The 12576-nt window shown below is 56.2% G+C and carries 11 protein-coding genes and 1 pseudogene; 8 read left to right on the top strand and 4 right to left on the bottom strand.

Features of this window, described 5'->3' with window-relative positions:
* Positions 1-199: 199 nt before the first annotated feature.
* The 6 genes and pseudogenes from E8M78_RS21685 to repC form a co-directional block, all read left to right on the top strand.
* Positions 200-427 (top strand): annotated as a pseudogene (locus tag E8M78_RS21685) (ArdC family protein); the annotation flags it as partial.
* A 575-nt stretch (positions 428-1002) separates the two neighbouring features.
* Positions 1003-2694 carry a group II intron reverse transcriptase/maturase gene (gene ltrA / locus E8M78_RS21680; protein WP_137137019.1) on the top strand — a complete coding sequence of 564 codons (1692 nt, stop codon included), beginning with the start codon at positions 1003-1005 and terminating at the stop codon, positions 2692-2694.
* A 31-nt stretch (positions 2695-2725) separates the two neighbouring features.
* The gene (locus tag E8M78_RS21675; RefSeq protein ID WP_246658433.1) at positions 2726-3430 is read left to right on the top strand and encodes a zincin-like metallopeptidase domain-containing protein; all 705 of its coding nucleotides are present in this window, start codon (positions 2726-2728) and stop codon (positions 3428-3430) included.
* 269 nt (positions 3431-3699) lie between these two features.
* Entirely contained in the window at positions 3700-4917 is a 1218-nt protein-coding gene (gene repA / locus E8M78_RS21670) for a plasmid partitioning protein RepA (RefSeq protein ID WP_137137018.1), read from the top strand.
* Entirely contained in the window at positions 4914-5912 is a 999-nt protein-coding gene (gene repB / locus E8M78_RS21665) for a plasmid partitioning protein RepB (protein WP_137137017.1), read from the top strand. The genes repA and repB overlap by 4 nt, the downstream gene beginning before the upstream one ends.
* A 198-nt stretch (positions 5913-6110) precedes the next feature.
* Complete coding sequence (gene repC, locus E8M78_RS21660; RefSeq protein ID WP_137137016.1) at positions 6111-7349, top strand: plasmid replication protein RepC; 1239 nt, start codon at positions 6111-6113, stop codon at positions 7347-7349.
* 49 nt (positions 7350-7398) lie between these two features.
* Here the strand turns inward: repC and E8M78_RS21655 are convergent, their stop codons facing one another.
* The 4 genes from E8M78_RS21655 to E8M78_RS21640 form a co-directional block, all read right to left on the bottom strand.
* Positions 7399-8022, bottom strand: a complete 624-nt coding sequence (locus E8M78_RS21655) for a helix-turn-helix transcriptional regulator (protein ID WP_137137015.1) — start codon at positions 8020-8022, stop codon at positions 7399-7401.
* Between the two features lie 173 nt (positions 8023-8195).
* Positions 8196-8618 (bottom strand): hypothetical protein, encoded by a 423-nt coding sequence (locus E8M78_RS21650; protein WP_137137014.1) that lies wholly within the window; start codon positions 8616-8618, stop codon positions 8196-8198.
* Positions 8615-9061, bottom strand: a complete 447-nt coding sequence (locus E8M78_RS23990) for a hypothetical protein (RefSeq protein WP_246658432.1) — start codon at positions 9059-9061, stop codon at positions 8615-8617. Before E8M78_RS23990 ends, E8M78_RS21650 begins: the two co-directional genes overlap by 4 nt.
* A gap of 1 nt (position 9062) precedes the next feature.
* Entirely contained in the window at positions 9063-9767 is a 705-nt protein-coding gene (locus tag E8M78_RS21640; protein WP_137137013.1) for a ParA family protein, read from the bottom strand.
* Positions 9768-10313: 546 nt separating this feature from the next.
* On the opposite strand from E8M78_RS21640, the gene E8M78_RS21635 reads away from it, so the two are divergent.
* Positions 10314-10715, top strand: coding sequence for a DUF6290 family protein (locus tag E8M78_RS21635; RefSeq protein WP_137137012.1), 402 nt, complete (start codon positions 10314-10316; stop codon positions 10713-10715).
* 3 nt (positions 10716-10718) lie between these two features.
* Positions 10719-12576, top strand: a 1858-nt coding sequence (locus E8M78_RS21630) for a conjugal transfer protein TraA (protein ID WP_246658431.1), incomplete at its 3' end; no start/stop codon positions are given.

The raw sequence follows: 12576 nt of genomic DNA, 5'->3' as shown, positions 1-12576 counted from the left end.
GAGGGCCTTTGTCGTCGGCCGGGGTGCCTACGCTCAGCGCCCTCTCCTGTCCGTTGGATGGTTTGACGGAAAAACTACGATAGCCTCTCACCCATTCAACCGCTTGCGCGGTCCTACACTCCGTTGCGGCCCTACGGGTGCATGGGCTCGTTTCGCTATCTTCGGATCTTTGCCGTCAACCAACGAACAGGAGACGGCGATGCAGAGCGTAAAGGACACCTACCAGCGGATCACCGACACCATCATTCAGCAGCTCGAGGCCGGCACCAAGCCTTGGATCCGGCCATGGCGCGGAAACAGCCGCAGGTCGGCTACGCCGCTGCGTGCCTCCGGCGAAGCCTATCGCGGCATCAACGTGGTCATGCTGTGGCTCTCCGGGCAACTCGCCGGCTACGACGAAAACACATGGATGACTTACCGGCAGGCTGTGCGACGTGAAAGTCGCATGAAAGGAGTGACCCATGGGTCCATGAGTAGTGTTCAACTCTGTCGCCACTTTCCCCATGCGACGTCGGTAACGGCGTGGTGTGAAGCGGGAATGAAAGCCCAAGATGGAAATGCAGCCAACGCATTTTGTCGGGCGAGGCGAAGGTCGGAAGGGCGAACGCGAGTGAATTCTTATCGAAACGCGCCGTGAGGTAGTAAGGCCGTAACCGTTGGTTGACACGGCCGAGCTGGGCAAATGCGAACTGGGGTGAGCTTGGCCCCACCGCGAACACCGCGCCCCGGCGTACTGAGAGCGCCCGCCCCGACCGCATCTCCTTCATGTGGAACACGGAAACCCCGATGGGAACCGGTGGCAACGCCGGTAGGCCGACCGTAAGGGAAGCTGAATGCCCAGAGGGAACAGGAAGACCCAAGAAGCGAATGCCGGCAGATCGAAAGATCAAGGGAATCCATAACCTGCCGGATAGAGCAATGCTCAAGCCGAAAGGCTGCTGACGTGGGTTTGGTGAACCGCCCGAAGACGTTGTGATGATTGCTAACCGAGGGAAAAGTTAGGTGCAGAATTCTTCTGCAAACGGAACCAAGGGACAGACTGACTGGAATGCCGTCAACTGGCGGCAAGTCAATCGACGCGTCCGCAATCTGAGACAGCGCATCTTCCGGGCGTCCCGTGAGAACGACCTTGCCAAGGTGCGTTCTTTACAGAACTTGATGCTTCGGAGTTACTCAAACACGCTGAAAAGCGTGCGACAGGTCACTCAGGAGAACAAGGGAAAATACACTGCTGGCGTAGACGGCATCGTCACGACGACCGTCGAGGATCGCAACGAGTTGGCCGACAGCCTCATGTCGGTTCAGCCGTGGCGAACAGCGCCAGCGCGTAGGGTGTATATTCCGAAGGCAGGCGGGAAACTGCGCCCCCTTGGAATCCCAACCATCCGTGACCGAGCTTTGCAGGCGCGGGTGAAAAACGCGCTCGAACCCTTCTGGGAGGCACGCTTCGAGCCTTGCAGCTATGGGTTCAGGCCGGGACGGGGATGCCACGATGCCATAGCGAGAATCTACAATGTCGCCGCACCAGTGCGCCGCCGCCGATGGGTTCTCGATGCTGACATCAAAGGGGCGTTCGATAACATCGACCATGAATTCCTGCTCAACGCCATTGAAGGGTTCCCTGCAAAGGAGCTCATCCGTCAGTGGCTGAAAGCGGGGTACATGGAGCGCGGAGTCTTTCACGACACCGATAGTGGTACGCCGCAAGGTGGCGTGATCAGTCCTCTGCTCGCCAACATCGCCCTGCACGGCATGGAGGCTGCGGTTGGTGTGAAATACATCACCCGCGGCGACAATGTCGGCAAGCGGTGTTTGATCCGCTACGCAGACGACTTTGTCGTCTTCTGCGATAGCGAAGAAGATGCGTGTCAGGCTCGGGTGGAACTATCCGCCTGGCTGGCAGCGCGGGGCCTTGTCCTCTCAGACGAGAAGACGCGGATAGTGCATCTATCCGATGGGTTCGACTTCCTCGGCTTCAACATCCGCCAATATCGGAGTCCGGAATCCCGATGGGGCTGGAAGCTGTTGATCAAGCCTTCCCGGAAATCGGTGAAGTCGCTGAAAGCCAGGATGGTACGGGAATGGCGAGGACTGGACGGTCAGAACATAGTCACCGTCCTTACTCGGCTGAACCCAATCATTCGAGGCTGGAGCAACTATTACCGGAGCGTAGTATCGAAACGGCTATTCGCCCAACTTGACAGCTGGATCTTTGGCAAAGAGGTCCGTTGGGCGCGGAAGACACATCCACAAAAGCCATGGTACTGGGTCACGCGCAAATACTGGGGTAAGTTACACCCCAAGAGAATGGACTACTGGGTCTTCGGCGATGCTGCCGGAGACGGTGGCCGTCTCATCAAATTTGCGTGGACCCCGATCGTTCGACATATCCTTGTCAAAGGGGGCGCATCGCCAGATGATCCAGCCCTCCGAGACTATTGGGTGCGGCGACGATCGCGTCAGCATGCCGAGCTTTCCGGTCGGCAACAGGCTCTCGCCAGAGAACAAGGAGGCATGTGCTTCCGCTGCGGTGAGACCCTGCACAACGACGAGGCCCTGTGCGTTCACCACATCACGGCACCTCGCCTTGGTGGGAAACGCACACTCGATAATCAGCGCCTCATGCACCTCTACTGCCATCTCCAGGCTCTCGCTACGGAGAGGAGTGAACGGGATCGCAAGCGGTTTGCTTGAGCCGTGTGCGGGGAAACTCGCAAGCACGGTTCTGAGGGGGCGGGGCAGCGGCGACGCTGCCCCGCTACCCGACCAGGAGCTTGGCGCTCAGGTCCGCAAGGGCGAACAAGGAACCCTCGTCGTCAAGTACGGCACCTTCACGCCGAAGGATCAGGAGGCGGACGATCGCGCAGTCCCCTATCTCAAGGGCTACGCTGTCTTCAACGTCGAGCAGATCGATAACCTGCCTGACCGCTTCAAGAGCCCGGCCGATGATGTGCCAATGGATGCCGTTCCAGTTCTCGAAAACGTCGAATCCTTCATAGATCGCACTGGCGCGAAGATCACCTACGGCGGCAAGCAGGCTTGTTATCGCCCTGGTCTCGATGACATTCTGATTCCGGATCGGGGGCGGTTCCTCAGCGAGATTCACCTTTACAGCACTGTTCTTCATGAAATTTCTCATTGGAGTGGTGCAAAGGCACGTTTGGGCCGTGACCTGAGTGGGCGGTTCGGCAGTGAGGCCTACGCCATGGAGGAGCTTGTTGCCGAGATCTCAGCCGCGTTCGTCTGCGCCGATCTTGGTATCGAGCATGATCCGCGAGACAACACCGCGACTTACGTTGAAAACTGGCTCAAGGTGCTCAAGCAGGATTCACGTGCAGTCATCACTGCCGCCGCAAAGGCTCAGGCAGTCGCAGACTATCTGCGAACTCTGAATTTCTCGAATTCAACGGATTGCCATCCGAGAAGTTAGTCGCATCTTCCATTCCTGTGATTGCGGCGAGTTCGATGCCCTAACTCGCCGCTGCAGACTGATTCTAGTTGGTCGGGGCAATCAGATCCAAGAGCGCGTTTTATAATGCCTGCTGATTGTCAGCTGACAATTAGATCAAGCCATTGAATCCAATAATATCTTTCTCTTGGTCCAAGAGGTTAATTTGCGTTAACCAAAAACTGCTTGACGGATAGACGCGCCATGAGATCATTTGCGCAAATTGCAGCGAATTATCGGGTTTACCGTGAATGGCGAATAAGACCGCGAAAATCAGCCGGATCGAAAAAATCGAACGCGTTTCGATTGATAAAACTATTGCCGATGATTCTGCAAAACTCAGCAGCAATCTGCAGGAACTATCAGCGCGTCTGTTTTCACCTGACGAACAAAAAGCGTTGAGGCGTTTCAGTAGTACCGAAGCTGCAAAGTTGCTTGGCGTGACCGACAGCTATGTCCGGCACCTGGCTTCACAGGAGGACTCGGTCACGTCCGAGAAGACAGCGGGTGGTCGCCGAACGTTTTCTCTGTCGGAGATCAACACGATCCGACACATCCTGGGAAAGACTAAACCCGCGTATCTTCCTGGACGCCGTGAAGGGGACCACCTGCAGGTCATAGCAGTTACTAACTTCAAGGGCGGATCTGGTAAGACGACGTCGTCAACGCATCTCGCTCAGTATCTGGCGCTCCGTGGCTATCGTGTGCTTGCTGTCGACCTTGATCCTCAGGCGTCGATGTCAGCCATGCTTGGATATCAGCCGGAATTCGATGTTGGCGAAAACGAGACACTATTCGGAGCTATCCGATATGATGAGCTTCGCCGTCCAGTAGGGGAGGTAGTTCGGGAGACTTATTTCCCTGGACTTGATCTGATCCCGGGCAATCTCGAATTGCATGAATTTGAGCACGACACCCCTAGGGCTCTTGCCGAGCGCAGCAGCTCGGAGACCGACATGTTCTTTCTCAGGGTAGGGAAGGCGTTAAGCGATCTTTCCGATCGCTATGACGTCGTTGTCATAGACTGCCCGCCAACTCTGGGATTTTTGACGCTGTCAGCGCTGTGCGCGGCAACTGCGGTGTTGATAACAGTTCACCCTCAGATGCTGGACGTGGCATCAATGAACCAGTTCTTGGCTATGACCTCTGATCTTCTCTCAGTGGTCAAGGAAGCAGGTGGCAATCTCGAATACGATTGGATGCGATATCTCGTCACACGGTACGAGCCGAACGACGGCCCCCAAGCGCAAATCGTTGCCTTCTTGCGAAGTTTGTTTGGCGAACGCGTCCTTACATCAATGATGGTGAAATCAACTGCGATCTCTGATGCGGGCCTGTCGAAACAGACAATTTATGAAGCGGCGCGAGAGTCAATGAATCGGCAGACATATGATCGCGCCGTGGAAGCGATGGACGGAGTCAATTGGGAAGTTGAGAATCTGCTGAAGAGTTCATGGGGGCGTGCATGAAAGGCCGCGATATCCTGAAGAACATGGTGAGCTCGTCTGCGAGCGATTCAACCAAGTCGCCCGTTCAAGCGCAGCCTCCACACAAGCCAGCTGGGGCCGTTCGAGCTATGAACCTCTCACTCGGTCGACTCGGTGATGAGGCCGCCGCTGCGAAGGAGCTTCGCACCGCGCTTGCAGCTGGTGATAAAGTTGTCGAGCTAAGTCCCGCTCAAATCGAAGCCTCGTTCATTCGGGATCGTATCCCGACTGACCATGATCCCGCCCTGCAAGAACTCATTTCGTCCATGAGGGAAAGCGGACAGCAAGTTCCCATCTTAGTTCGTCCGCATCCATCAAAGGAAAACCACTATCAGGCGGCATATGGCCATCGAAGATTGCGTGCAGCGGTAATTCTGGATCGCCCAATCAAGGCAATCGTGCGCCAACTTTCAGACGATGAACTGATCGTCGCACAAGGGCAAGAAAACGGTCCCCGCGTCGATCTCAGCTTCATAGAGCGTGCCCTGTTTGCCAAACATCTCGAGCTGCATGGTTTTGACCGGGACAGGATTTCCCAAGTTCTGTCGGTGGACAAACCTGAAATTTCCCGTCTTTTGCAAGTTGCTGACGCTATCCCAGAACAAATAATCCTCGCTATAGGGCCAGCCGCAAAGGTGGGGCGACCCCGCTGGTTGGCGTTTGCCGATCTCTTGAAGGACAAGGCAGCTTACGGAAGGATCACTGAAGCGATTGGCGAGGCCGAGTTCACATCAATTGATTCAAACGAGAGATTTACGCGTCTCTGGCTAAGCGGTCAGGCACGGAAAGCTTCGAAAGACAATAGTCGAGGACAGATTCGCACTCGGAAGGGGCTTGTTCTGGCAGCTGTTGAGCGGACGTCAAAAGGCTCAAAAATCACCGTTACATCAAGAGCGTTCGCGGAGTTCCTTGACGCTAAGATGAGCGATCTCGTCGAACAGTTCGAACGAGAAAATTCTTCTCAAACAGACAATTAGCGTGATTGTCAGCTGACAATCACTTGTGAAACCTGGAGACCAGACCCGCAAAAGAAAAAGGCCCCCAAAACGTCGCCGTCGTGGAAGCCCTTCTCATCGTGTAGCAACTAGAGAATCGCATTTCCCCGAATCCCAGTCAAGAGTCTAGGGCGCCAATTTGGTGAGCAGTCTTCTTTTGCCTTATTGAAGGCAGAGATAATGCAAAGTGGAAATGTCACGACGCCCTTTGGGCGGCGGCCGGTTGTGCTTGCTCTTGTAAAAAGGCAGCTCCAGACGTCCGAGACGAAACCAAACCGCCCGGTCGAAAAATGGAAGGTGTTTCGCGACGCCTGTGAGGCCCGTGAACGCCTCGGCCTCCAGGACAGGGCGCTGACTGTGCTGGACGCATTGCTGACATTTTATCCGGAAAGCGAGCTCAACTGCGATAGCGGATTGGTGGTCTTCCCTTCGAACGCCCAGCTTTCTGTCAGAGCGCACGGCATCACTGGAACGACCTTGCGGCGCCATTTGGCTGCCCTGGTCGAAGCCGGGCTCATCCAGCGCAAGGATAGTCCGAACGGCAAGCGCTACGCTCACCGGGACAAGGGTGGCGATATCGAGCAAGCCTTTGGGTTCGATCTTTCTCCACTTTTGGCTCGTGCTGCGGAACTTGCAATTCTGGCACAGGAAGTAGCTGCCGAACGCCTGCAGTTCAGGCGAGCCAAAGAGGCACTGACTATCTGCCGGCGTGATGTGCGCAAGCTGATTTCAGCAGCGATGGAGGAGGGGGCCGACGGCGACTGGGAAGCCATCGAAGACATGTTTGTCGGCATTGTCAGCCGACTTCCCCGCAATCCTGACCGTCACCAGGTGGAGGCAATCCTCGACGAGATGCAGCTTTTGCGTACCGAAATCCTCAACCTTCTGGAAAATCAGTTAGATTCTCAAAATGTGAACGGCAATGCTGTTCAAAATGACTGCCACATACAGAATTCAAAACCCAAATCCATCTATGAACTTGAACCTAGCTCTGGAAAAGAGCAGGGCGGAGCCGTCGAGCTGGAAGTAGCACCCAAAGCGGTTGCTCAGCCGTTGGCAAAGCCGGAACAGATGAAGGCGTTCCCGCTGTCGATGGTCCTGAAAGCCTGCCCGCAGATTTCGGACTACGGGCCCGGCGGCACGATCTCCCATTGGCGCGAGCTGATGGCCGCCGCGGTGGTGGTACGATCAATGCTTGGTGTTAGCCCGTCGGCTTACCAGGAGGCTTGCGAGGTGATGGGGCCGGAGAACGCGGCGGTTGCCATGGCTGCAATCTTGGAGAGGGCAGGGCATATCAATTCGGCAGGTGGATATCTCCGCGATCTCACGCGCCGGGCGAGGGGAGGGGAGTTCGGACTGGGACCGATGCTGATGTCGCTGATGCGTGCAAATGCGAACAGCGATCGGAAAACGGGGTGAGGGACGACGCGTTCCTAAATGGCCATCACTTGACGGCCCTTTCCGTTCTTCAATCGTCTGTCGGGGTATCGACCTTGGATGATTTTCGACCTGGTGGCCGGCCAGAGGGACGGCCTTTCCTGCTGACTCTCGCCGCTTTTCTAGTCAGTCGTTGGCGTTCGGCCTCAGCTTGTGCTTCGGCCTCCGCTTCCGCTTTTTGCCGAGCTTCAAGAACATCCTTAGGCGTCAGTTGGCCAACTATACCGATCAAACTGCGTATGGTGTCATGCGGGAGGTCATGAATGAGTCTGAAGAGTTCAACACGATCATCGGCCTCTTCAGGATTTTTACCGTAGAGATGAGGTGCAGCGGCATGAATCATCTGCATCGGCAGGAACCCAAGGAGCTCGGAAAGGTGAATCATTCGAGAGACGGTCAGTCGCGAAATGTTCAGTTCGTAGCGGCTGTAGACCACTCGAGCGAGACCAGCCAGGGTCGCGAAATCACTCTGGGTCAGACCAGTTTTTGCGCGTTCGTCTAAGAGGAATGCGGAAAGCTTTGCGTCAATCTCGCCGAAGCTGACAATGCCGTCGAAGCCCTCCTGGCGGTACAAGGGTCTCTGGAAATCTGGATCTGTAGTCTCAACCAGTTCCCTTGATTTGATATAGTCGGATAGATTCCGCACCGTCGGCATTCCCTCAGTCCCCAAATCCGCCTGTGGCAGATATCACGCAACATAACGTGCTAATAAGGCACTGTCATCCTGCGCGCCAGTTACAAAATCCTAACAAAGATGGGGGGAATGAATGTCAGGATGCTGATCTCCTCGATACAAAATTCGCAACTCAGGGCGCGTTGTCCATCACCTCATGATCCAGTGGGAGCATTCCTGTTCACGGCTTTCGCAGTGATCAGGTTCCAGCTGTGGGCGCTGGATCGAAAGACGCCTTCGACCGTTCTTTCTTCGGAGATCCAGCTCAGCTTCACCCGCATTTCACAAGCCAAGGAAAGCTGGTCGATGCTGATGCATCTAGTGATCAAAATCTGAGACTTCGGCCCAAATGTCTCAAAGTCCCACATCGCGAACCGGAACAGCTCCCGTTTTGCGTGTTCGTTGGTTGGCCAATCAGCCTGTTTAATCGGCTCGGCTGGAGAAGAACCAATAACAGGCATAGTCCTCTTTATGGACTGAATGTCGATCCCTGCCTTCTCCGCTGCTTCAGGGTTGATCAAGAAGCCAAGGGTGGTGCCCACCGCCACCCCGGCCAGAAATCGAAGGTCGAGGATCAATAACCATTATCCTTCAGGAACTGGTCGATTGCGGCCTTGACGATCACCGTCATTTTTAAGTCGTTTTCAGAGGCTGCGCGCTCCAAGCGTTTCTTGGTGTCGTAATCAAGAGGGCAATTGACGAAGTGCTTGCTCTCGCGCGCCTTGTTCTGCTTGAGCTCCTGCAGTCGTATTCTGGACGCCTCACGCTCCAACGACTTGTTCGTCGCTCTCTCCCGGCGAGCCTCCGGTGAGGGCAAAATCAAACTTGATCTTGGGGGCACCTGAACGGCTTGTACCTGAGTGGGCGCTTCTTCGACAGCGGCATCGTCCGGTTGGTGGCTGGCGACCGCGTTTTCTGCTTCGTTGTCTATAGCCGGCTGCGACATTGGATTGGGTACATTCCCCCGGGACCGTCGCGGTGCCACGGGAAAATCAGATATGCTGGAAGTGCCTTTAGCCATCTTACGACCTCTTCTGCTCGTTCGGCAGGAAACGTTCAATTTCTTGCATCAAGGTCATGACCTCGCTCCGGGCCTTTTTGACTGAGTCGCTCAGCTCCAGCATTTGCAGTGTCCCATATCCAAGTCTGATGTCGCGGTATGGGTTTCGCTCATAAAGCTCAGTGTCCAGGAGGTATGAATCATATCCCTGTTCCTGCAAGTTTGCGATGAAGGGGCGGATCAGGCGGTAGGCTTCCAGTGAACGACCCGGGAGAGTAATCCGGGTTCTGAAGTTGAGATGTGGAATGTTTCGCCCGGTACGATCGCAGGTGTCAGCCACGTCCATTGCTGCCTGGCCCGCAGCAAGGATCTCGTCTTGGTTTGGCTGGATCGGGGTCATAACGATGTCCGAGCCGGCGATGATTGTGTCTCGTAGCACGGTGTCTTGACCGGGGGAGTCTATTAACACGACGTCAAACCTGGCGGTTTCGTTCTCCAGAATATGCTGAAGTGATGCGTTGGTTACCGCCGTGCGAAGCTCAATGCCGTCTGGCCTGTTGTCTTTAGCCTCGGAACGCGACCACCACTCATTTAGGTTTTGCCGGCCATCCGCATCGACCAAGAGCACTTGCTTACCATGAAGCGCATATTCTCCAGCGACCAGGATTACGGCGGTTGTCTTGCCCGCTCCACCCTTACCGCTTACCAGCGATATGCAGATTGCCATTACACGATCCTCTCAAGACTAATGGTTCCCCCGCCCCCTAGCGATCCGACGTGGGTTCAATCGGCACATCAGTATCGTCGTTAAGATCTTCACATCGAAGCAAACCTAGCATGTGAACACACGCAGGTTAAGATCAAAACATGCGTGTGAACGCACGCTTTAGGACATCTATCAAGTCACACGAGTTGGTCGTGTGGTTTTTACAAGTGTCTGGGTCGAGTGGTGAACCCCGGAGCAGCGTGAGGCCTCACTTGGCGCTCGCACGGAAGGCGCAAGGGCGAAGAGCGAAGCGTCCCTTTCGCCTGAGTACGAGGGGCAGATAAAGGCCTTCAGAATCGGTTTCGGCGGTGAGCCCTGGTGAGCGTTCCAACGGAAAGAGTGCGAGCGAAGCGAAGCCAGTCGAGAGGTGAAATTAGGTTGAAATTATTAGATGGGTCTTTAGGTTTAGAGCGGCAGGATACGCAAAAATGTTTTACATTTTGCATTGCGATCGTGGGACAAGCCCACGATGATGGTCGCAAGGCTCCGGGAAGGCTTAATTGATTGATGAGTGAAGACACGATCGAAGTGCCGACAGCCAAGCAACGCAAGGGGCGTCTCATCAACGTCCGCGTCAGCGATGCAGAGCATTCGGCTATCGAAGAAGCGGCCAAGTCGGCTGGTATGAGTGTGTCAGCTTTTTTCCGTTCTCTGCTCCTCGAAGGTGCTGGCGTTCGACCCATTCTGACTGCGGAAGACAGGTTGATCATGGCCGCGCTGCTCGAAGACATGCGGATGATCGGCATCAATTTGAATCAGGTCGCCCGCTCCCTGAATGCAGGGAAGGGTGTCCATCCCTCAGAGCTGGACATCAACCTTGGCAACGTCCAGCGGGCTCAGGCAGCTGTGATGAGTGAGCTGCGGACACTTTCGCGCCGTGCCGGGCATGAGCGCCGAGGCGAGGTGTAGGCCGTGGAGTTCTTTTTCGGCACTTTCACAAGCGAATGGGAGCAAAGGCGCGCGGCGCTATTGCACGAAATGTCGCTCGGCGGCCGTGGGAGCGCTGTCGAGGAAGAGCTTGAGAAGAGACTGAAGAATCTGCAGCACCAGGTTGGGATGTCTAAAGGCGGGTCGGGATCTAGGGGAGGGGTGAGGACTTCGGCATTCAACATGTCATCCCCTTCGAGATCGGTGGCTGCCGGTTCGGGTGCTATGCGATCAATGGATGTTCGTCTTGCGAGCCTTGCCAAAGGGAGCCAGCCAGCCGTGGTCAAGCTGGCTTCCTACGGTGGTGGTGCCCGCGTCGGCTCGATGCTCAACTATGTTTCCAGAGGGGGGGAACTGAAGGTTGAGAACGAGAACGGCGAGACGTTGCGTGGCCGTGAGGAGCTGGCGCGTCTCCGTGGCGATTGGAATCACCTTTTCCAAAACAGGACCGAGAGCCGCGATATCGGCGAGTTTAGCGTCGAGGTGAGCGTTTCCGGCGGCTCGAACCCGCATGAGCAGGTGCGGGACATTCTCAGCAGTGGCTTTGGTGATCGACGCTACGCTTACTCTGTCGAAAACCGAAACAATGGATCGCTGAAGGTCGAGGGCTATGTTGTGCTGCGCAGCGGGCAGGGCGAGCGGCTGACGGCTGACGCGAAGGCGGCCGCGATCGTTCAGGAGCGTTTCAACGCCAGCGCCGTTGCGAAAGAGGCCCCTGCGGCTTTCTCGTTCACAGGCTATGGCAACGGCGTGGAATATGGCGCTGCCAAGTTGCGAGACCTGATCGCGCAGCGGAACGACGTTCGAGACGATCAGGGACGTTCGATTGCCGATGACAAGGCTGCGGGCGACCTGGTGCAAAAGGAATGGCGGGATGAGCTGCACAGCCGCAAGAGCCGTGACGTGATGCACGTGATCATGTCGGCGCGTGCCGGAACGGATGCGGCCGCGTTCGAAGGAGCTGTTCGCGACTTCCTGGCTGAGCAGTTTGCGGGCCATCGGTACGTTTTCGCTATGCACGATCCGGAGAACGATCCGAAAGAAGCAGGGGAGGGGGGCAAGCGGCCGCATGTTCATGCCCATGCCATCGTCACCATGCGATCGGAGTCGGGCGACCGGATCGAGACGACTCCGGCCACCTTCCGGCAATGGCGTGAGGTCATGGCCGAAAAGGCGCGTGACCACGGCATCAATATGGAAATGACCGATCGGCGCGAGTTCGCCACGCCGCCAGCCTTCACGCGAAATCAGGTTCGCGCCGTCAGCCATGACGGTCGAACCGAGCATGTAGGCACCAGCGATCCGGCGCAGGCGCGATATGACGCAAAGCGAGCTGGTCGACGCGTGGTGGCGACGAGCCAGAGGAGCCGCCAGTACATCCTAAAAGCGCAGCAGACTTGGCAGAAGATTGCAGTCAACGCCGGGGACACAGTGGTTGCGGCCTACGCCGCTCAGCATCGCTCCTATCTGGAAAACGGCGTTGTCCAAGTGGATCAATCGCCTGCTGGTGCGGTCATTCATGCAGATTTCGGCGGTGATTACCGCTCCAATATGGTAGCAATCAGAGACATGTTGTCGGAGGCAAAGGACATGCGCGAGCAGACACGCCCAGAGTTCGAAGCGTACGAAAAAACGGTTGAAACGGCTCTATTCAACCTTCAGCGCAGCGCTGGTCCAGAGGACCGGTCAGGCTTCGAGGAGGTTTCCTCCCTCGCTCGCGAGATCGTCGATCTGCGCAGGCAGATGCTCGAAATGAAGGAGCGTGGGCTTGATGAGCAGGATGGCCGAAACGCTGCTGGCGATGTCTCCAGAGAAAGTGGTGCCGCGCCGGAAAGAACGGCAT

Source organism: Rhizobium sp. FKY42 (assembly GCF_005222835.1).
Classification (GTDB): domain Bacteria; phylum Pseudomonadota; class Alphaproteobacteria; order Rhizobiales; family Rhizobiaceae; genus Neorhizobium.
This window is presented reverse-complemented; position numbering and strand designations above follow the sequence as displayed.

Bases quoted from the DNA above. Each gene is read 5' to 3' on its own strand.
- E8M78_RS21655 (WP_137137015.1), bottom strand. From the start codon at position 8,022: ATGCCGACGGTGCGGAATCTATCCGACTATATCAAATCAAGGGAACTG.
- E8M78_RS21635 (WP_137137012.1), top strand. From the start codon at position 10,314: ATGAGTGAAGACACGATCGAAGTGCCGACAGCCAAGCAACGCAAGGGG.
- E8M78_RS21640 (WP_137137013.1), bottom strand. From the start codon at position 9,767: ATGGCAATCTGCATATCGCTGGTAAGCGGTAAGGGTGGAGCGGGCAAG.
- repB (WP_137137017.1), top strand. From the start codon at position 4,914: ATGAAAGGCCGCGATATCCTGAAGAACATGGTGAGCTCGTCTGCGAGC.
- E8M78_RS23990 (WP_246658432.1), bottom strand. From the start codon at position 9,061: ATGGCTAAAGGCACTTCCAGCATATCTGATTTTCCCGTGGCACCGCGA.
- repC (WP_137137016.1), top strand. From the start codon at position 6,111: ATGCAAAGTGGAAATGTCACGACGCCCTTTGGGCGGCGGCCGGTTGTG.
- repA (WP_137137018.1), top strand. From the start codon at position 3,700: ATGGCGAATAAGACCGCGAAAATCAGCCGGATCGAAAAAATCGAACGC.